We start from the raw sequence: 21412 nt of genomic DNA, 5'->3' as shown, positions 1-21412 counted from the left end.
CTAAATTTATTTAGACTTTGTAAAACCAGGTAAATTCGCTAGCTGTGCTCCCAGATAAGATTGAGTTTGTTGCATCTGTGCAATTAAAACATCCAAACCAGCATATTTCTTTCTGAGACTTTCTTCCAACGATTCCATTCTGTATTCGTGGTTGCTAACATCATCTTTTAAATCTTCAAGCTGGCTATTTAAGCTATTTTGCCTCTGCTTCAAGATACCACTGGAATCAGCATAGTTGCCAAGCAACTCTTCAAGTTTCTTAGCAACACCGTTTTCACCAGCAAATGCCGTGCCAATATCATCAAAATTTTCATCCATTGCTTCATTTAAGCTTCGGACTAGGGATGATTTTTCAAGGTAACCGTCATCTTTCACACCGATACCTATATCAAAAATTGATTCAAACGGCCCAGCATCAACTAGTTCTGATGACAGCGTAGTAATTAACTGGTCGCTTAACGACCTCATAGAAGAGTCACCATTCAGGGGCTTTGATGCTCTAGTTTGCAGTCCTATCATACCTATAAGGTTATTGTAGTTTGCGATAAACTCATCAACCAACTTTGTCACTGATTCGCGGTCGTAGTCGATATTCAATTTTGCGGTTTCATAACCGTCAATATCATTGCCTTCACTCACTTCCAATGCCTTAATTGTCATATCTTGTACGGCATTCTTAAAAGTATTTGTTGAGCTAGTTACCTCTAACCCGTCTACAGTGATTACAGCATTTTGCGCGTCCTGAACCGAGGTCATACCAGCTGTACCACCTGCAAATGGAGATGTGCTGACAGCGTCTAGTTCAGCTGTATCAGACGTGATGGTCAAGTTATTTCCATCGCCTGTAACGTTTGACGTTAGCACTAACTTAGAACCGACACTTGTGTTTCCTGTATTAACAATATTAGCAGTCACACCGAAATTTGAGTCTGAGGAATTTATTGCATCTCGTAATTCTGCAAGCGTCATACCAGCCGCCACATCAAGAGTAAAAGCCTTGTCTGCACCCGCACCGAAGGTCAATGTTCCTCCCGATGCACTTACCACAGCGTCTGTAGAATCAAAAGAAGCGTCGGCAGACACAACTCGGCTGCCTTCAGCAAGTTGCTTGACTGCGACTTTAAAGTTACCTGTAGAAATATCAGAGGTAGGCGTTACGCTTATAATATCTCCCGCAGTTGGCTGTCTTATATTAGCGACTCGTTTACCAAAGTTTTTTGAGTCTGCTAACTTTTCCATCGTATCTTGGAGCTTTGAAACCGCACCTTTCACTTCACCAATAGAGGAAAGTTCTACAGTCAACGACTCCTTTTTCTTGGTAAACGCCTGCATTTTAGGAACATTTTCGGCATCTATCGATGCTTTGATAATGCTTTCAAGGTTAAGCCCTGAACCTACACCAGCTGAAGTAATTAATGGCATAACTCCCCCTTAAGATAATTCATGCTGTTTCATCGAACAGCAAACCTCTACTAGATACTTTATCGGCAAACTCTTCCAATGCTTTAGCCACTTCCCTAAACTCCTCTGATGGTATCTCGCGGATCACTTTATTGCTCTCTGAATCTATTACCTTGACAATCGGCGGATCGCCCTCTTCATCAAACTCAAATTGTAAATTCGTCGATGTGACGGGAATAAACTGATTTACTTTTTCAAGATTTTGCTTTACTTCAGCAACCAGGTTACCTTTGCTTTGCTCGTCTTCACGAGCTTTGTGCGTGTCTCGCCCTGTTTCTAGTTGCTCTACTGCTCTTGTCGTCTCAGCTCCACGTTCATCTTTTGACAATTCGTCAGGCTTTTGCTGCAAAACATTTGGCCCCGAATGTGTTGAAACTTGTATTTCTTTCACAACACACCTCCGAAATAAACCTAGTTTACAGTATACGTCAAGTTCGTGAATTATTCACAAACTTGACGCTACTGTTGTTCATTAACCTAACAACGATAACGCCACTTGTGGACGCTGGTTCGCCTGGCTAAGAATTGAACTACTTGCTTGCTGGAGAATCTGCATTTTTGTTAAATTTGCAGTTTCCTGTGCAAAGTCAGTATCTTGAATACGAGATCGCGCAGCCGTCAAATTCTCGGCAACGTTTGATTGATTTCGTATCGTAGACTGGAAACGGTTTTGCACCGCACCTAGCTCAGCACGCTTCTTGTCAACTACTGCGATTAACGCATCCATACCAGCCATAACTGCTTGCGCATTTGCTTGTGTAGATACCGAAATACCACTGGCAGTAAATACACCAGAAAAGCTAGTTGCATCTGCTGAAGCACCTACTGAGGTACTAATGCTTCCCGCTGTCGCACTTAAAGAAGCACCGGTTACGCCACTAGCAATACCAGCTATACCCGACAAAGTAAACCCGCCATTAGCAACCAAGCTATTTGTAGTAGCACCCACATTTTGCATACTAAAACTGATCGTTTGCACGGCATCAGCACCAACTTGGAAGTTTGCATCATAGCTACCGTCAAGCAAGTTTTGACCACCAAATGTGGTATCTGCAGCAACCCTATTCACTTCTTTAGATAGCGACTGGATCTCTTCTTGTATTGCTAAGCGGTCTTCATCAGTATTAGAGCCGTTAGAAGCCTGCTGTGCCAATGTGCGAATACGCTGAAACATTTGTGTTGTTTCATCTAGCGCACCTTCGGCTGTTTGTGCTAATGATATACCATCATTTGCATTTCGAATGCCCTGATTCAGACCATTGATTTGACCTGTGAGACGATTAGATATCTGCATACCAGCAGCATCATCTTTCGCACTATTTATACGAAAACCTGAAGATAGTCTTTTAAAGGACGTATCAAGTGAATTCGCAGAGTTCATTAACTGACGCTGCGCATTTAATGAGCTAACGTTAGTATTTACATATAAAGCCATAATAGCCTCCGCTTTATCAATTTTAATCAAAGCGTCGGGATACCCCTACCCTTCAGCTTCGACGAGTTAGAGTCCTAAAGTTATAGTTCTCTAACTCTGCTATCGACTGACAAAGAAAAAGCTTTAGCTTTTTTTTAAATAATTTGATTATTCAGTTTTAACCTTGAAGTAAGCTCAATGCTGCTTGCGGTCTTTGGTTAGCCTGGCCGAGTATGGTCTGACTTGCCTGTTGTAGGATCTGGTTCTTTGTCAGCTTGGCCGTTTCTAAAGCAAAATCGGCATCTTTAATTCGAGATTTTGCAGCTGATAAGTTCTCAGATATATTCGCTTGGTTTCGAATTGTAGATTGGAAGCGGTTTTGAACTGCACCTAATTCGGCACGTTTTTTATCCACTACTGCAATTAACGCATCCATACCAGCCATTACCGCTTGAGCATTGGCTTGAGTTGATACAGATATACCAGATGCTGTATAAACTGCAGCGAAGCTTGTCGCATCAGCCGAGACTCCAACAGATGTACTAATGGAGCCTGCAACAGCGCTAAGAGAGGCGCCACTTACACCACTTGCGATACCAGCAATACCTGACAAAGTAAAGCCGCCATTTGACACCATACTATTAGACGTTGCCCCAACAAACTGCATACTAAAGCCTATTGTCTGAACGGCATCAGCGCCAACTTGGAAGTTAGCCGCGTATGTGCCATCAAGCAAGTTTTGACCACCAAACGTGGTGTCGGAGGCAACACGGTTGACTTCTTTGGCTAGCTGCTGGATTTCTTCTTGGATCGCTAACCTGTCTTCATCAGTGTTAGAGCCGTTAGCTGCTTGCTGTGAAAGCGTTCTGATCCGCTGAAACATCGACGTAATTTCATCCATCGCCCCTTCTGCAGTCTGTGCCAAAGAAATACCATCATTAGCATTTCGGTTTCCTTGATTCAGACCCATAATTTGTGATTGAAGACGGTCGGAAATTTGTAGACCAGCCGCATCATCTGCCGCACTATTGATGCGCATACCTGATGATAAACGTTTAAAAGAAGTATCTAGTTCATTGCCAGAATTAGTTAGTTGTCTTTGTGCGTTAATAGCACTGACATTAGTATTTACATATAAAGCCATAACTCACTCTCTTTTTGTCAAATCAATTATCTAATTGATAGATAGTTAAATGACAAAGCGGCACTTATGCATCGGGTGTTCAACCAACTAAGGCAACCAATTGCCACTTTGACGCCAAAATTAACTCTGACAAGATATAAGCAATATGCAGGCCAACAATAAAATACGTATTCTAAATAGTGAAGTCGATAGGAATTATCTAACCTGAGGTTTAGATAAGGAGTCTTCCAACTCATTGCTGCTAAAGCATAACTTAGTTTTTCCTTGTCTAGCCAGAGAGTTTTATGGAAAACACCGCTTCCGCGTCCTGCTCTCGTTAAGGTGTTTGCATCCTACGCATTAATAGCTGGCCATTAGAAGTGAATTTAACGCAGCCAGCGCGAAAATCAGCAATAAAAATCACTATTTATCAAAAAGTTAGACTCCCTAGTTGAGCAATAGCATAAGTTGAGAGAGTGAGCGAGTTGAAGTAGGAAAGTAGTTGTAGCAACTTCTATTGCGTTGCTGTACTGCCAAACAACCTAGATCAATACAGGAGTTTCAACTGCGAAATATCAGAAGATTAGCAGTAATAATATTTTTCTTTAATTCTGCTATGACCAATCGCAAAGAGTAATTTACAACAGTAGCATAAGAAGGCGTTACTAGTGATGACTCAGTTCTCAGGGGCTCCCCAACTTGCGTCAATAAACTATCTATATAAAAAAGAGGCCCAAGAGCCTCTTTTGTTTTAATTTTGAGAGTGAGTGTCATTTTTCCAGCACAAAGTTGGCATACTATGTGCTTTACTTAACGTGTTCATTGTTTAAATGAACGCAGTTGGATTTTAAGCTCCTCCGCTTTATCATCCAATTCGGTGTCTAGGCAAATACCCCATTCGGCCTAGGCACCTTTACCTTCCTATGCTTATCCTAGTAGACTCAAAGCAGCCTGAGGACGCTGGTTAGCCTGACTCAAGATTGTTTGGCTAGCCTGTTGAAGGATCTGCATTTTCGTTAAGTTTGCCGTTTCTTGCGCAAAGTCTGTATCTTTGATACGTGATTTAGCAGCAGATAAGTTTTCAGCAATATTCGACTGGTTACGAATTGTTGACTGGAATCGGTTCTGTACCGCACCAAGCTCAGCACGTTTCTTATCAACTACTGCAATCAAAGCATCCATACCGGCCATTACTGCTTGCGCATTAGCTTGTGTCGATACTGAAATACCTGATGCAGTGAAAACACCAGAGAAACTTGTTGCATCCGCTGAAACCCCAACAGAAGTACTGATCGTTCCGGCAGTTGCACTCAACGAAGCTCCGGTTACACCACTTGCAATACCTGCGATACCTGAAAGCGTAAAGCCGCCATTTGCCACTAAGCTGTTCGTAGTCGCGCCTACAGTTTGCATACTGAAGCTGATTGTTTGAACAGCATCGGCACCTACTTGGAAGTTAGCAGCATATGAGCCGTCAAGTAGGTTTTGACCACCAAACGTTGTATCTGCTGCAACACGGTTTACTTCTTTTGATAGAGATTGGATCTCTTCTTGAATCGCCAATCTATCTTCGTCAGTATTAGAGCCGTTTGCTGCTTGTTGTGCTAGCGTACGGATACGCTGGAACATTGAGGTAACTTCGTCCATTGCACCTTCTGCAGTTTGTGCTAGAGAGATGCCGTCGTTTGCGTTACGATTACCTTGGTTTAGACCGTTAATTTGTGATGTTAAACGGTCTGAAATTTGTAGACCTGCCGCATCGTCAGCTGCGCTGTTAATACGAAAGCCTGAAGATAGACGCTTGAATGATGTATCTAGTGAGTTACCAGAATTCATTAATTGTCTTTGTGCGTTCAATGAACTTACGTTAGTATTTACATAAAGTGCCATGATGGTTCTCCCACTTTAAATCGAGTCTTTCACTCTCAAACTTAGATTCTTTTCCAACCTTTGAATGTTTTTCACTCTCCGGCTTGGTTAATTAAGTTATCGGTCGGCAAAATATTTCCTTTAGTGTTTTTTTTAAAAAAATTTATCATCATGATTAGTATAGATTTTTATCTTGAAACCAAACTATTTGACAAAGTTTTGACGGCAAGACATTACCAGCCTTAAATAATTACTAACTATATATAATTCAAACTGTTGGGTGAGAAAGGTAAAGTTTTAGTAGTTGTAGGGGAAGCAGCCTGTAAAGGCTGCGTTTTAACGAATGTAGTCCAGTAAAGAAAGGTTAGTTAAACGACCAAATGTAGCTTGAGAGGCCTGCAAGGCGGTTTCATGCTTAGTAAGCTCAGAAATCGCAGAGTAAAAGTCAACTTCCATCAGCGCTGCTTTATTAGCTTTGTTATCCACATCAAGATCGGAGTTAGCTTGTTTGACTAGTTTTGCAGCATTAAGTCTACCACCAAGTCCTGCTTGAGCCTGTGATACCTTTATCTTTGCGTTATCCAAACCCGTAATGCCATCTGCAAGTACTTGTTTGTAATCTTCACCCGTAATGCTTGGATCTCGTAAAGAGGTGATCATAGATTCCAACGTGTTAAGAATATTTTCTTTCTGGGGCTTTTCTAAATCAAAGCTGATTTGCCCAGGCGCTGCACCATCATATTTAAATTCCATCCCTGCTACTTTTACCGCATTACCTTCAAAGGTACCAGTCGAGATAACCGTACCGCCTTGCTCCAACTGATAGGTGTTTGGTGTGCCTGCAGCTATGACTAAATCAAAAGTATTCGCTCCTGCAGGAGCGGCAGGGTCTGCGTTGTAGTTTGCTTTGTGAAATTTATCAAATACTGCTTGCTCATCAACATAGACAGATGCCGAGGTCACCCCGCCAGATACAACCCCTGTATTTGAGGTGATATTGAGGCGTTTGTCTGCACTCTCAAAAACGTCAAAGCCGTTGTCACTTGAACGAACTTCAACACTTTCTGCTATTTTTATTTTATGTTGACCTTGGTCGCCGTTGTAAACATACTCTCCGCTCGCTGAATCGAAGCTATAAGTTTGCGTATTGTCTTGATAGCCAGAAAATATAAATTTTCCATCTTCACTTTTGGAGTTCATCAAATCCAAAATCGTGTCTTGGATTGATTCTAACTCGTCAGCAATTGATGCACGGTCAACATCCGACAGGCCACCATTACCCGCCTGAATGGATTTTGCATACGCACTATCTATCGCTGTTTTAATATTTTCCAAAACCGACTCTTGGGTATCCAACCGCGATGACAACATCGTTAAATTTTTTGTGTACTGATCGTTTGCTTGAATTCTATCGTCAAACAACATTGCTCTGGCGGTCGCGGAAGCGTCATCTGACGCACTCAATACCCGCTTTTGAGTATTAAGCTGTTGTGTGGCTTTATTAACATCTTGCTGATTACGCAAAATAGAATTGAGATTTGAATTAAAAATTTGATTTTGAGATAAACGCATAATTACCTCGCGGCACTTAATAAGGTATCAAATACAGTTCTAGCTGCAGATATCACCTGCGCTGATGCTGAATATGATTGTTGAAAACGTAATAGGTTTGCAGCTTCTTCATCCAAGTTTACGCCAGATAAAGATTCAAACCAGGCACTGGATTGGCTAGCAAGCGCCTCAAATGCTGCACTATTTGTTTTTGCCTGGTTGGTGATAACACCAACACCCGTCACAATATCGGCATACGCCTCGTTAAACGTTTTATGACTTTCGGTGCTGCCGGTAGACTCCACATTCTGTCTCACTAAATCTGACGACTTCAGGCCATCTAACGCAGCACCATTACGGTTATCATCAAAACCACCTGTATTAAAACTAATCTTGAAGCTGTCACCTGTATTCGGCGTTCCTTCAATGTCGAATGTGAATCCAAGATTATTAAACGGTGCAGGAGCTGCGCCAACTGTCGATAGGATATCTTTACCATTAGCAGGCGCGGTAAAGGTGTGATTCACCCCCGACGCACTAGTCAATGTGTACTCATCAGCATTTGCCGTTTTAGTTAACGTATACGGGCCATCATTTAATGTTGGCGGCGTAGTGGCCGTAAATGCACTTGTTGTTGGGTCGGTATCCGTTACCGTACCCGCTGAAATTGTCGCCGTTCCGTTATTATCAGCAGATTTTTCAGTACGAATAGGCGATGCCAGTGCCAGCGCTTCAGGCCTTTGTGTCGCTAGTTCTAGACTTGTAGCCGCTTGTTGATTTAGTTTTACTAGAAATTTATCTCCGGTTGCCCCAGCACCGGTGACATTCATTTGCAAACCAAAATAATCCCCAGTACCCGTTATAACACCAGCGGCAATGGTGCCAGTTGTAGGGCTACCAATAGGATTGCCTTTAGCATCTACTGCGGTAATTTCCACCGTTGTCGGGCTGGTGTAAGTGACTTGAAAGTCAGTCGCAGGCAACTCATTGCCGCGACCAGGTTCGAGCGTTGCCGTTAATGCAGCAGTGCCGGTATTATCGCTATAAGCAAAACCACCTACAGTAGGGATTTTAAACAAGTCTCCACCTATATTACCGTCTAAGTCCATCCCTAACTTATTTTGTTGATTAAAGGCATCCGCTAGTGCAAGTCCTATCTGACCCAGTTGATTTTGTGCTGGAATTAATACTTCGTCCCTAAAAGCAAGTAATCCACCTATTTTTCCCTTCAAACTGCCACTATCTAACTCTAACTGCACAACATTTTTATCTTTGATATCCAGAACAAGTGATTTGTGGTTGGGATCAGGATCTCCTTTATTTGAAAATAAGTTAAACGCACCTCCTTGCATAACGAGGGCATCACCCGTGCCAAGAAAAACAAGCTTTTCGCCATTTTCACCATCGAGTGTCTCAATATCTACCAGTTCAGCTAGATCTTTAATTGCTTGGTCTCGCTCGTTGAGCACACTGTGATCAACACTATTAAGGTTAAGCGCTGACTGGCTCGCAACTTGTTTGTTTAACTCACTAATTTTTTGTACTAAGTTGTTTGCCTCTTGCGAAAAAATATCGAGCTGGTCATTCACAATACTACTTTGATCAACCACAATACCTGACAGCCTGTCCATTTGATCAATTAATCCCTGTGCACCTGTCATAAACAAAGAGCGATTTGTGGTAGATGATGGTAAGTTGACTGCGCTCTGAAGATTATTAAACATTGCGTTAATGCTTTTACTCAGGCTGTTAGACTCCTGAGCAAATAACGTATCAACACGACTAGATTCAGTCACAAACTGCTCGTAATAGGATTGGTTTGAAATATCTCGGTTCAACTGTTGCTGTGCGAACTGATTAAGTAGGCGCACAGTTTCACCACGACCAACCATACCACCAATCATCGTACCGTGTTCCGTTCTCTCACGGATATAACCTTTAGTATTTAGGTTTGCGATGTTTTTACTGGTAGTTTGCAGTAATTCTGAGTTTGCTCTAACTCCTGCAGCTCCAATGTTTAATAGATCAAATGACATTTCATCTGACTCCCTTTGTTAACGCACCAGATACCAAATCGGATATATCTATACGTTCTAAAACAGACTTAATTTTGTTGGCATAATTTGGGTCAGTTGCATAACCCGCATTTTGTAATTCATCAAGATAAGCATGACTGTCATCGGCTTTGGTAAGTGCTTGTTTATATCTAGGGTTTTCTTGGAGAAAACTGACATAATCATCAAAGCTTTGCTCTAATGAATGATAAGCACGAAAATGTGCTTGCTTCTTCACAGGCAACCCGCCTTCAAACTCAAGCGTCGATTTTTTGGCACTCTCTCCATCCCAACGGCTATCAGCCTTAATATTAAAGAGATTAAAACTGCTGCTACCATCATGTTTGCTAATAATGTGTTTGCCCCACCCTGTTTCTAATGCTGCTTGTGCAACCATTACCGCAGGATTTAACCCCAGCTTTTTCGCAGCTGACTGCGCATAGTTCCAGACACTTTCGACAAATTCTTTAGGCGAACCAAACCCTGTTTGTTCATCACTATTTTGTGTGCTCAAAGCATCTGACCGCTTTATTGTTGTTGGAGCTGGTTGGTTGGTCGCAATGTCAGCGTCAGCACGTAGGACAGAAGCTGGCTTATACTTCTCAGAATTAGGCGATAGTTGTTGCACGATAAGGTCTGCAAGTCCTAAGCTACCTTTTTCAGATAAGTGCATAGAAAGTTGCTGGTCGTGCATTTCTTCAAAGAATTTCACGCCACTAGAGTTGAAAGGGCTATCTTTATCTTCCAGCGCTTCATTCGCTTTTCTCATACTTTGCAATAACATCTGTGTGAAAATCGATTCAAACTGCTGTGCAGCTTTTTTCAGCGCTTGATCTGACGCTCCCTGATCACCAGCTCCCTTGAGTGCCTCTTTACGGATCGAGTCAAGGTTCCCTAAATCGAAAAAGCTTTGATTTTTTAACTGATCGGTATTCATAACACTACGCACTATTTACAATTCTATAGTTCAAACAATGCAATATACGAGCCAAAAAAAAGCCTCACTATTGTGAGGCTAACTAATTGATTAATAATAAAACACTATATGACGACTAATTGACCATTTATAGCACCAGCCTCTTTTAATGCTTCTAAAATCGCCATTAAATCCCCCGGAGCGGCTCCGACTTGATTAATCGCTCTTACTAAATCGTCAAGGCTAACGCCTGGGTCAAATACAAATGCACGAGAGTCATCCTGATCCACATCAATGATACTTTGCTGTGTAACCACGGTTTCACCATTTGCGAGCTCATTCGGTTGTGAAACATTTTGCTGTTCAGCAATCGTAACTGTCAGTCCACCATGAGTAATAGCCGCTGGTTGAAGTTTGACATTTTTTCCTATCACAATAGTCCCAGTTCTTGAGTTGACAATAATCTTAGCGGCAGTGTCCGCAGGTTTAAACTCAAGGTTTTCCAATGTCGAAAGGTAGGCGACACGCTGTGATGGGTCGCGCGGTGCAATTACTCTAACAGAGGCAGCGTCCATCGGCTTTGCACTATTTGGTCCCACCAAATCGTTAATGGTATCAGCCAGACGCTTTGCAGTTGTGAAGTCAGGTCTATTAAGGTTGAAGGTAATATAATCACCTTGTGTAAATGGACTTGGGACTGCTCGCTCAACAGTTGCTCCATTAGCCACTCGTCCAACTGTAGGCGTATTAATAACGACCCGGCTGCCATCAGCACCGTCTGCACCTAACCCGCCAACAATCAAACTTCCTTGGGCAATAGCGTATACGTTACCGTCAACCCCCTTTAGGAAGGTTTGCAATAAAGTACCGCCGCGCAAGCTACCAGCACTACCAATCGATGAAACCGTCACGTCAATGGTTTGACCAGGCTTCACAAAAGGAGGTAAATCAGCATGTACTGCTACCGCAGCCACATTCTTGATTTTCGGCTTAAGCGATGCGGGCATAGTGATCCCAAAGCTATTAAGCATTGCTTTGAAGCTTTGCTCTGTGAATCTGGTTTGCTCCCCAGTTCCAGGAAGACCAACCACTAGTCCATACCCCACTAGTTGGTTCGAACGAACACCTTCAACCATACTGACGTCTTTTACCCGCTCTGCAGCAGCGAAGGATGGATAAAGTATTAGTGATGCAGTAACGCAACTAAAGAGAAAATACTTAAGAAATTGAATCATTTTCTGCATCCTTAAAATGGCATGATGGCACTCATGAAGAAACTAGTTAACCAACCCGCACTTTGTACTTCTTGTTGATCGCCTTTACCGGAGTATTGGATCCTCGCATTCGCAACTCGATTAGATTCGACCGTGTTATCGGCAGTCACATCTTGCGGTCTAACCAGCCCTTCCAGTCGAATAAACTCTTCTCCGGTATTAAGTGTTAACCACTTCTCCCCACGGATCACCAAATTTCCATTAGGTAGAACACGTGTCACATTCACAGAAATATTGCCAAACAGACTATTTGACTGATTCGACTTCGAATCGCCTGAAAATGACGAGCTAGATTTCGCACCAAACTGAATTGCTTCATTACCTATGTTTATTGCGTTGGCACCCAAACCAATAATGGGATCTAGGCTTGAGTCACTTGACTTATCTAACTCTGAATTAGCTGCTTTTGTTGCCTGAGTCGTCTCGCGCAGCACGATCGTAATAATGTCCCCGACCCTCAACGCTTTTTTATCTGCATACAAATCATTTGAAAATTGTGTATTAAACAGTGATCCTGTCGCTACTATCTGTACTTGGTTATCTTCAGGATAAATCGGTGCATAATACGGGTCATCACGCACCACACTTTTGTTTTGGGTCGTACTACATCCAGACAATGCAGCTACCGTTACTATGGCCAAATATAATGCACGCATATTACCCCCTACCCAGTTACAACTGCTGGTTAATGTAGCTCAACATCTGGTCAACAGATGAGATAACTTTAGAGTTCATTTCATAGACACGCTGCGTTTCAATCAAGTTAACTAACTCTTCAGTAACGTTTACGTTCGATGTCTCAAGTGCTCCTTGAACGATTTTACCAAGCCCTTCTACACTCGGGTTACCTTGCACTGGAGCACCGCTTACCGCTGTCTCTGTATATAAGTTCTGCCCTATCGGCTCTAGACCTGAAGGGTTAATGAAGTCACTAATAGTCAACTGGCCAATAACAACATTTTCAGCTTGACCAGCAACACGGACTGATACTTCACCATCCTGAGAAATAGTGATTGATTGAGCATCATCAGGCACGTTCATCTCTGGCAGTACCGGGAAGCCTGCACCTGATGTGACGACGCGACCCTCTTCATCAGTGGTAAATTGTCCGTTGCGAGAATAGGCCGTCGTTCCATCCGGCATTTGTATCTCAAAAAAGCCTGGGCCTTGGATCATCCAGTCTAAAGAATTTTCTGTACTTAACATGTTGCCTTGTGAGAAGTTCTTTTGGTTCGCTACCACTTTAGCACCAGCACCAAGCATCAGACCTGAAGGCAACTCTGTATCCTGAGAACTTCTTCCTCCTGGCTGGTTAATATTTTGGTATAACAGATCTTCAAAAATCGCACGACTCTTTTTATATCCAACAGTACTGGCGTTAGCCAAGTTGTTAGAGATAACTGAAATATCGGTTTGTTGTGCATCCAAACCGGTTTTACTTATCCACAATGCAGGATTCATAATTTCTACCTCACTCTTAAACTATGCGTAGGAGCGAAGTGTGTCGCTCATCTATTTCTTCAGCTGTTTTCATCAGCTTAATTTGCATTTCAAACTGTCTTTGATGATTGATCATATCAACCATCTCGTGAACTGGATTTACGTTGGACATTTCTAGGAAGCCGCTCATCACTTTGGCGGTAGGGGATACTTCACAAAAACCGCAAAACCCATCTTCCAAAGTACCTTCTTTTGGTCTGAATAGACCATCATTTCCTTTTTCTAGTTTGCTACCATCGGCCTCTATAATCTTTAGCCTATCAACAACCTCTAGAAAATTAGCAGGCGCTCCTTGAGGACGAACTTGAATAGACCCATCATCGCTAAACACCACTTTATCTACAGGTATGGGTAGAACAATCGGCCCACCTTCGCCAATAAGTTGACGCCCATGAGCAGTAACTAACGCACCATCATTACGAATATTTAACGTACCAACTTTGGTATATGCTTCTTCGCCTGATGCGTCAACAACACTGATCCAAGACTTATCATCAACAGCTATATCTAGCTCCCGACCTGTTTCGACTATAGCCCCACCAATCATATTGGTTCCAGGGCGCTCTTGCATCGCAAACACACGCGTAGGTAACCCTTCACCAAATGCCTGCATTGAACGAGCCTGCGCAAAATCCGCTTTGAAGCCAGTCGTGTTGGCATTTGCAAGGTTATTCGCTTTTAGCGCCACACCGCGTAAGCTTTGCTTAGCGCCTGACATTGCGATATACACCATTTTATCCATGACGATGACCTATAAAATTCTAACTTAATACAAGCAATGCAAGCTCAATGCCAAAATGGCGAGGAGTTTTTGACGGGAATAAAAAAGGCTGCTTGAAAAGCAGCCTTTGGAGGGCATAATATATTATCGTATCTGTAATATATTCTGTTGTAATGTTGAATTAACTTCGAGTGCTCGCGAGTTAGCCTGGAAATTACGCTGTGCGCTTATCAAGTCAACCAGCTCATTAGTTAAGTTTACGTTTGACTGCTCTAAGGCTGAAGAGCTAATACTACCTAAAGTACCAGTGTTAGGTTCCCCTGCCAGTGGTTCACCAGAGGATAGACTCTTCTTCCATTCAGTATTGCCTATCGCTTGTAGGCCTTGTGAATTTGGAAAACGTACTAATGCAACTTGACCTAAATAAGTGGAGTCGCCATTAGTGTAAGATGCAACTACCTTACCATCAGAGCCAATATCAATTCCCGCCAAACGGCCAACTGTGGCACCATCTTGCTCCAATGCTTTTACTTCAAATCGACCTGACGAGTATTGAGTCGGCAGCTTTTGCGCCGTGTTTGCTTCATCACGCCAGTTTACAACAATATCATTGGGGAAAGTCGCACCATTATCAAGCAAATTCGACATACCAATTGTCGGATCCGTTGCGTCTTGTGGGCCTGCCAGACTGAGCGGGTTAAAAGTCGAACCGGTATTATTATTAAAAACTAGCGGCGTTGCTGATGGGTCAGCAGCAGTCTGTGATGGAATACCACTGGCATCAAAGCGAAATACACTGACAGGCGTATACGGAATTGGTGGCGTTGCCGTCGGATCAATCTGTCTGGCATTATGGTTAAACGGTTTGTCATCTAACGTTGCATAGGTAGACCATTCATTGTCAGCTGTTTTTCTGAAAAATAGCTGTAGCGTATGAGACTCACCAAGCGAATCATACACGGTAATAGCCGTTCTGGAGTTATATGACGCGCGTTGCTCTGGGTCAAACGCAATCGTCGGTGGCTGAACCGTTGCATCAAGGTTGAACGACGTATAAATCTGAGATGTGGCACGAGGCGAGCCTGACGCGTCTGGGATTTGTACTGGCGACGTGGTACTCAAACTCAATGATGTGGTATCACCTGTTGAGGGGTCAACTGGGAACCCCTGTAAATAGTCACCTTTGGCGTTTACAATAAAGTTGTCTTTATTGAGTTTAAACGCGCCAGCTCTAGAATACGTGAAGTCCTGTGACTGTAATGAGTTTGACATGGCAAAATAGCCCTCACCTTCAATCGCCAAATCAAGTGAATTCTGTGTAAACTTGAGTGAACCTTGGTGAAATTGCTGCGCAACCATAGTGGTTTGCACACCATCACCATTTTTCGTTTTACCTGAACTAAAAACAGACGAAGCGTATACATCAGCAAATTCTGCTCGAGACTCTTTAAAGCCAGTGGTGTTTACGTTAGCGATGTTATTTGCTGTTACATCCAAGTCTTTTTGCGCGGCCGCAATACCTGTCAATGCTATGTTAAAACTCATACTCTCACCTCTAATTTCTTAAGGTTAATTCTCTAAAACTATTATGCTATTTCAGCAATGTCAGTTAAGCGCACCGCGCCTTCTTTCGTGTTAATAACGATGCCATTTGCACCATTAACATTCACACTATCTATATTTCTGAATGTCGCTGATGGAAGTGTCTGGTACTCACCTTCAACCATCCCTTCAGCTTTGATGGTGTACTCACCCGGAGGCATTGTTTCACCGTCTTTATTTTTACCGTCCCACGTAAACCTCACAGCACCGGCGCTTTGCTCACCGAACTCTAATGTATTCACCAGCGCACCAGCTTCGTCATAAATTCCTACGGATAAATTCTGTACCGGCTCTTGAACAATAACAGAGCCTTTAGATAAGGAATCTCCACCATGCTCTAGTGTCGTAGACTCCAGCAACGCCTTTTTACCAATTAATGTTGACGCTTGTAATGCCGAGTTTGAAGTCATGGATGCTGCTAACGAGTCAAAGTTCTCATTAAGCTTCGAAATCCCCTCAGCCATTGTAAAACTCGTCATTTGCGCAATCATCTGGTCGTTATCAGCAGGTTTACTCGGATCCTGAAAGGACAGCTGTTGAGTAAGTAGCGAGAAAAAGTCTTCTTGCGACAACTCATCTCTGGGCTTTTGCTCCTCGGCCTGCTTTTGCCTGTCCCAGTAGAGTGAATCTACACCCGTTGATGTGGCATTTACGTTATTACTCATCAGCTGTTACTCCCAATTAGCGCTGGCCTAGTTGCAGCGTTTTTGTCAGCATCTGTTTTGCTGCATCTGCAACTTGTACATTGGTTTGATATGAACGGGACGCTGAAATCATATTTGCCATCTCTTCCACCACATTCACATTCGGTTTATAAATGTAGCCATTTGCATCTGCACTGGGGTGATTGGGGTTATACTCCACTTGAAGTGGCTTATCACTCTCAACTACACCCAGCACTTTAACTCCTACAGATGAACCGGCAGCATTGCTTTGAGACGCTGCGGCCTTGGTAAGTTCAGCGGCAAAAACGGGATGTCTAGCTCGATATACTTTATCTTGGCTAGAGCTAACGGAGTTTGCATTAGATATATTACTCGCGGTCGTATTCAGGCGCACATTTTGTGCACTCATGCCAGAACCTGCTATATCAAAAACGTTATATAAACTCATCGTTATGCCCCTTGACTACCTAGAGCTTTTTTAAGCCCTTTGAACTTACCAGATAGGAACTGCATACTGGCTTGGTACTCTAATGCGTTTTGTACATACAAGTTTCGTTCCACCTGTATATCAACTGAGTTACCATCACCTGTATCTGCTTGATTTGGCGAACGATATAGCTCAGATGAATTACTCATTTTAGTACCACCACTTAGGTGCTTGGCATCTGTTCTGACCATATCATTGCCGCTTCTTTGCGATGACTTTGCCGCTTTCAAGGCACTCGCAAAATCGATATCTTTCGCTTTATATCCTGGAGTATCTGCATTTGCGATATTGCTTGCTAAAATTTCAGCACGTTGAGAACGAAGTAGCATTGTGTACTGATGTACACCCAACGCTTTATCGAAACTGATTGCCATTATCTCACTCCAAAAATTTGACTCATTAGGTAAAAGCAATATTCAGGCCAATTAGAAATTTATTTTAAACCCTTACAATTCAACAAGATAGAAGCATATCAATAGCAGTTAATATTCTTTGTATCAGTTTACACAGTACAATATAGGGAATTTGTATCGGCATTAAAGGGATGACTTTCACGATTGTGACAATCTCAAGAGTATGCCTATGTGAATAAAATAACGGCAGAGCGTTTAAAGTAACTTGGCGGAGTGGTACTGGTTTGTATAATGCCGACTCAATTTGAAGGAGTAAATCTGATGCGAACTGCGTTAAAAGTGTCTTGTTTATTTAGAGCAACTCAATAGCGAAATTTTTGCCTGCCTACAGAGCGTAGGTACCTCAGCGTAAGCAGGGTTATTGACAAGATTTTCTCGCCTCAAAATAGACCACTTAATTAAGGTAATTGGTATTAGGGATCACAGCGGCTGGATAATAAGTTATTATTCCGAGCTCAAATTGGTTAAGTGGATTAATATTATCGGTAAGAATTTAGAGTCTAAAAATAGCTCACTAGATGACAGAGGCTGTTACAGTTAGTGAAGTTGTTGTCAAAGTTTAAGGCACCTGCTGGGTACAGCGTTTTTGTACCGCAATAAATCAACAGGCAAGCTTCCCTGCTGCCATTATTGTGTTAAGTTTTCTTCTGATAAATGATACCAGGATTACACCTGATCATGTTGAAGTCATCGCTTAACCCGGCCATTGACTCTGAGGCTCCCAAAAACAAATACCCATTTGGATTAAGTGATTGCGCAAACTGCGAAATTATTTTTGCCTTCACCTCAGGTGCAAAGTAAATCAGCACGTTGCGACAGAATATCACATCAAACTTTCCCATCAGCGCATAAGAATCAAGTAGGTTCAAATGCCTAAAGCTCACCATTTTGCGGATTGGCTCAACCACCTTTGCCATGCCATTACCACTATCAGTGAAAAATTTCTTTCTGCGCTCTGGGGATAAGCCTCTGGCTAGTGCAAGTGCATCATATTCCGCGTTCTTGCACATATCTAACATAGTGTTAGATATGTCAGTGCCTACAATTTGTACACCCATTTTCAGCGAGCCTGGGCTCTTGCTTGTATATTCATTCGCCGACATCGCTATCGAATACGGTTCCTGTCCTGACGAACTGGCAGCAGACCAAATCTTTACCGGTCGCCTTAAGTCTTTAAACTCTGGCAAAATTTTGGTTTTGATTAGCTCAAATGGGTAAGTGTCGCGGAACCAAAGCGTTTCATTTGTGGTCATTGCATCAACCACGGCGGCACGCAGTTGCCGCTCATGTGGACTAAGCGTTTTAGCCACTAAAGATGAAAGCGTTTCCACACCGAAACGAGCCATAAGAGGGGCTAACCTACTTTTAACCAAGTATAACTTATTGTCACCCAGCACAATACCGCACTGTTGTTCCAAAAAAGTTCTAAATTGATCGTACTCTTTTTGCTCTAAATGCTTATTTTCCAAGTGCTACCACCAGCTTTAATCACAGTGAACCCATTTTTTAACCGCTGCTGCCAACTCATCAGGGTTAAACTTTGCAATAAAATCATCTGCGCCGACTTTTTCTATCATCGCTTGATTAAATACACCACTCAATGAAGTATGAAGTATTACATGCAATGGCGCTAATTTCGGATCCGCTTTTATTTCTGCTGTTAATGTATAGCCGTCCATTTCAGGCATTTCAACATCAGAAATTAATAATCCAACGCGCTCAGTGACATTATTTTGACAGTCTACTTCTGCTATCTCTCGTAATCTGATTAACGCCTCCTTACCATTTTTAGCCAGCTCGGTTTGAACACCCAGAGGCTCAAGCGCACGTTTTACCTGATTACGAGCAACAGCTGAGTCGTCAGCAATGAATACTATACGTTCACCAAGATCTTTTTGCATCTCACCATCAGATACAATATCGGCACTCACTTCTGTATTGATTGGACAGATCTCATTGAGAATCTTTTCTACATCTAAAATTTCAACTAATTCATTTTCAATTTCAGTTACCGCTGTCAGGTACGAATAACGGCCTGCACCAGACGGTGGCGGCATTATTTTTTCCCAGTTCATGTTGACGATACGCTCAACAGCGCTAACTAAAAAGCCCTGAACGGAGCGGTTGTACTCAGCAATAACAATAAAACAATTGCGAATATCCTGAATAGGTGGCCCACCTACTGCAAGTGACATGTCTATCACAGAAATAGTTTGACCACGAATATGGGCTACCCCCCTGATTAGAGGGTTTGACTTTGGCATACTTGTGAGTGCTGGGCATTGCAGCACTTCCCGGACTTTAAACACATTGATGCCGAAGCGTTGTCGACCTTGAAGCCGAAAAAGTAATAGCTCGAGACGGTTTTGACCAACCAGTTGTGTTCGTTGGTTAACCGAGTCTAAAATACCTGCCATTTCAATCTCCTACTGTATAAACCGCTAATCGGAACGATCTTTGCTTCGACTCTGATATGGTTTACCACCCTTGATTAGGTGCAGTTATTAAAGCAGAATCTTTATACCTTGTTTCACCCCATAAGCATAGTCGAAACATCATGAGTTTGTTAAAAAAAACCCGTTACATTCAACTTTTTTGTTTGTTCGCTCATTTTATAAGCATAGGATATGGCCACTGTCAGCAATATGACAACAAAGCCTTGGAACAAACTGCTGTCGATTTTGTTGCTCCACAGGTAGAACTTGACCCTGATAGCCAACTATCAATATTTGCTATACCACTTGACTCAAGAATCCCCACTAGAGTGTGTCAAGCACCACTGGTACACAGCACAGCAGCGACACCACCATTTAATACCCAAGTTACTGTTCAAATAAAATGTGATGATTTACAAGGGTGGACACAGTATGTGCATGTGCGCATTGAACACTTGTTTCCAGTGTTAGTTAGCGCGACCATGCTAGAAAAAGGTAGAGTGATAACGGAAGATGACATTAAAGTCGAAATGCAGCCTAAACGGTTTCGTCGAGTTTCATATATAGAAGATCGAACCTTATTAATTGGTAGTCGTAGTAAAAGAAACATCCGTGAAGGGCAGGCATTTACACAGTCACATATCTGTATGGTTTGCAAAGGCGACAATGTTACTATTTTTGCCAAATCAGGGGGGCTTGTTATTAAAACTCAAGGTGAGGCAATGCAAGATGGTAACAGGGGTGAACTAATTACTGTGAAAAATACTCGCTCAGGCAAAACCTTACGTGCTAGAGTAATAGAAGTGGAAACAGTAGAGGTGAATTTATGAAAAATTTGCTAAAGTAATACTGTTTCGCGCCGATATTATGGCTGAGAGTATAATATTATTGGGTCTATAATCATGGTCAATCAAGTTAACGGTCAAAATCAGTCCTCCACCGTTGCAAACAACGTTAAACAGCAAAAAGCTGAATTGCAACGAAATGAGGCCAGTGCTACAGCGGCTAAAGCGCCCGCTACCCCAAAAGCTGCGGCAGATTCCGTCAGTCTAACACCACAAGCACAGCAGTTAAAAACTGTGAATGAAAAGGCACAGCAGTCTTCAGGCTTCGATGACAAGAAGGTCGAAGAGCTGAAAAAAGCGATCGCTGAAGGCAAATACCAAGTTGATGCCGAAAAACTGGCGAAGAACATAGCTGCATTTGAGTTTGAAATATATGGATGATTTGGTTCGGCTTTGCCACCACAAACTTTCTGAACAAATTGTAACGCTTGAAGCGATGACCCAGCTTCTGGCGCGCGAGCTTGACGAACTAGCCTCTCGCCGTGGCGACCACCTCAAAGAGGTTGCACGGGAAAAACTCTCTTATATTTCTAAACTTCAAAAGCTCGATAAGGAGCTAGCGCAGACAGACCCTAAAGTATTTCAGCACGCTGAGATAGTGCCCTTGGTGAGTAAAGTTCGCGCTTTACTTGCCGAATGTCAGACCAAAAATGAAGTTAACGCCAAAACAGCTCATCAAGCCAACGTCAGCACAAGAGAGCTAAAGAGTATTTTAATTGGTGCACCAACATCCGTCACTTATGGTCAAGATGGCAACGTCAAGAGCAGTGAGGGTGAACTGGTAAGGAACCTTAAAGCTTAATTGGTACTTTTTACCTAAACACGCCTTATGCTCTAATTTAACGTCGCCCCGCTCCTATAAACAGTTGCACGCCGTATTATTAGAACCTTGTCCATGTTCTAATAAAAACAGTAAAGCACTTGGCTATAGGTAGTTAACCCGAACTTCAAACAATTAATTCGTTTCTAGCGGCTAGTTTTAGTGCTAGCTGTACGCTGAGTTCACTTTCAATAGTCAGCGATTGGTGCGTAAATTTATACCAATTTTCTTAATTAACCCGAGATCGGTTTAAGCCATCAGT

21 protein-coding genes are annotated in these 21412 nt (G+C 42.5%); 3 read left to right on the top strand and 18 right to left on the bottom strand.

The window, feature by feature from the left end; all coding sequences use genetic code 11:
* Window positions 1-6: 6 nt before the first annotated feature.
* The 18 genes from fliD to D9603_RS00235 form a co-directional block, all read right to left on the bottom strand.
* Window positions 7-1422, bottom strand: a complete 1416-nt coding sequence (gene fliD, locus D9603_RS00320) for a flagellar filament capping protein FliD (RefSeq protein ID WP_128729617.1) — start codon at window positions 1420-1422, stop codon at window positions 7-9.
* 19 nt (window positions 1423-1441) lie between these two features.
* Complete coding sequence (locus tag D9603_RS00315; RefSeq protein ID WP_128729616.1) at window positions 1442-1852, bottom strand: flagellar protein FlaG; 411 nt, start codon at window positions 1850-1852, stop codon at window positions 1442-1444.
* Window positions 1853-1933: 81 nt separating this feature from the next.
* Window positions 1934-2896 (bottom strand): flagellin, encoded by a 963-nt coding sequence (locus tag D9603_RS00310; protein ID WP_128729615.1) that lies wholly within the window; start codon window positions 2894-2896, stop codon window positions 1934-1936.
* A gap of 157 nt (window positions 2897-3053) precedes the next feature.
* Window positions 3054-4019, bottom strand: coding sequence for a flagellin (locus D9603_RS00305; protein WP_128729614.1), 966 nt, complete (start codon window positions 4017-4019; stop codon window positions 3054-3056).
* 906 nt (window positions 4020-4925) lie between these two features.
* The gene (locus D9603_RS00300) at window positions 4926-5888 is read right to left on the bottom strand and encodes a flagellin (protein ID WP_125252061.1); all 963 of its coding nucleotides are present in this window, start codon (window positions 5886-5888) and stop codon (window positions 4926-4928) included.
* A 315-nt stretch (window positions 5889-6203) separates the two neighbouring features.
* Entirely contained in the window at window positions 6204-7439 is a 1236-nt protein-coding gene (flgL, locus tag D9603_RS00295) for a flagellar hook-associated protein FlgL (protein WP_125252062.1), read from the bottom strand.
* A 2-nt stretch (window positions 7440-7441) separates the two neighbouring features.
* Complete coding sequence (locus tag D9603_RS00290; RefSeq protein ID WP_128729613.1) at window positions 7442-9454, bottom strand: flagellar basal body rod C-terminal domain-containing protein; 2013 nt, start codon at window positions 9452-9454, stop codon at window positions 7442-7444.
* 1 nt (window position 9455) lies between these two features.
* Window positions 9456-10409 (bottom strand): flagellar assembly peptidoglycan hydrolase FlgJ, encoded by a 954-nt coding sequence (gene flgJ / locus D9603_RS00285; protein WP_128729612.1) that lies wholly within the window; start codon window positions 10407-10409, stop codon window positions 9456-9458.
* Window positions 10410-10513: 104 nt separating this feature from the next.
* A complete protein-coding gene (locus D9603_RS00280; RefSeq protein ID WP_125252065.1) occupies window positions 10514-11623 on the bottom strand; it encodes a flagellar basal body P-ring protein FlgI in 1110 nt (369 codons plus the stop codon).
* An 11-nt stretch (window positions 11624-11634) separates the two neighbouring features.
* Window positions 11635-12318, bottom strand: a complete 684-nt coding sequence (gene flgH / locus D9603_RS00275; protein WP_125252066.1) for a flagellar basal body L-ring protein FlgH — start codon at window positions 12316-12318, stop codon at window positions 11635-11637.
* A 16-nt stretch (window positions 12319-12334) separates the two neighbouring features.
* Entirely contained in the window at window positions 12335-13123 is a 789-nt protein-coding gene (gene flgG, locus D9603_RS00270; protein ID WP_099640599.1) for a flagellar basal-body rod protein FlgG, read from the bottom strand.
* A 16-nt stretch (window positions 13124-13139) separates the two neighbouring features.
* The gene (locus D9603_RS00265; RefSeq protein WP_128729611.1) at window positions 13140-13904 is read right to left on the bottom strand and encodes a flagellar basal body rod protein FlgF; all 765 of its coding nucleotides are present in this window, start codon (window positions 13902-13904) and stop codon (window positions 13140-13142) included.
* A 123-nt stretch (window positions 13905-14027) separates the two neighbouring features.
* The gene (flgE, locus tag D9603_RS00260; RefSeq protein WP_128729610.1) at window positions 14028-15428 is read right to left on the bottom strand and encodes a flagellar hook protein FlgE; all 1401 of its coding nucleotides are present in this window, start codon (window positions 15426-15428) and stop codon (window positions 14028-14030) included.
* Window positions 15429-15469: 41 nt separating this feature from the next.
* Entirely contained in the window at window positions 15470-16150 is a 681-nt protein-coding gene (locus D9603_RS00255) for a flagellar hook assembly protein FlgD (protein WP_128729609.1), read from the bottom strand.
* 16 nt (window positions 16151-16166) lie between these two features.
* A complete protein-coding gene (gene flgC, locus D9603_RS00250; protein WP_125252070.1) occupies window positions 16167-16598 on the bottom strand; it encodes a flagellar basal body rod protein FlgC in 432 nt (143 codons plus the stop codon).
* Between the two features lie 2 nt (window positions 16599-16600).
* Window positions 16601-17011: a flagellar basal body rod protein FlgB gene (gene flgB, locus D9603_RS00245; protein ID WP_128729608.1), complete on the bottom strand. Its 411-nt coding sequence runs from the start codon at window positions 17009-17011 to the stop codon at window positions 16601-16603.
* A 674-nt stretch (window positions 17012-17685) separates the two neighbouring features.
* The gene (locus D9603_RS00240) at window positions 17686-18519 is read right to left on the bottom strand and encodes a protein-glutamate O-methyltransferase CheR (RefSeq protein WP_128729607.1); all 834 of its coding nucleotides are present in this window, start codon (window positions 18517-18519) and stop codon (window positions 17686-17688) included.
* Between the two features lie 15 nt (window positions 18520-18534).
* A complete protein-coding gene (locus tag D9603_RS00235; protein ID WP_125252073.1) occupies window positions 18535-19467 on the bottom strand; it encodes a chemotaxis protein CheV in 933 nt (310 codons plus the stop codon).
* A gap of 140 nt (window positions 19468-19607) precedes the next feature.
* Here D9603_RS00235 and flgA point away from each other — a divergent pair, with 140 nt between their 5' ends.
* The 3 genes from flgA to D9603_RS00220 all read left to right on the top strand — a co-directional run bounded on the left by flgA (window position 19608) and on the right by D9603_RS00220 (window position 21132).
* On the top strand, window positions 19608-20315 hold the full coding sequence (gene flgA, locus D9603_RS00230; protein WP_128729606.1) for a flagellar basal body P-ring formation chaperone FlgA: 708 nt from the start codon (window positions 19608-19610) through the stop codon (window positions 20313-20315).
* Between the two features lie 72 nt (window positions 20316-20387).
* Complete coding sequence (gene flgM / locus D9603_RS00225; RefSeq protein WP_125252075.1) at window positions 20388-20711, top strand: flagellar biosynthesis anti-sigma factor FlgM; 324 nt, start codon at window positions 20388-20390, stop codon at window positions 20709-20711.
* On the top strand, window positions 20704-21132 hold the full coding sequence (locus D9603_RS00220) for a flagellar protein FlgN (protein WP_128729605.1): 429 nt from the start codon (window positions 20704-20706) through the stop codon (window positions 21130-21132). Before flgM ends, D9603_RS00220 begins: the two co-directional genes overlap by 8 nt.
* The last annotated feature ends 280 nt before the right edge of the window (window positions 21133-21412 follow it).

It is taken from the genome of Pseudoalteromonas sp. PS5 (genome assembly GCF_004103255.1).
Lineage (GTDB): Bacteria > Pseudomonadota > Gammaproteobacteria > Enterobacterales > Alteromonadaceae > Pseudoalteromonas > Pseudoalteromonas peptidolytica.
Note: the sequence above shows the minus strand (reverse complement) of the source record. Positions and strands in the feature narration are given on the sequence as shown.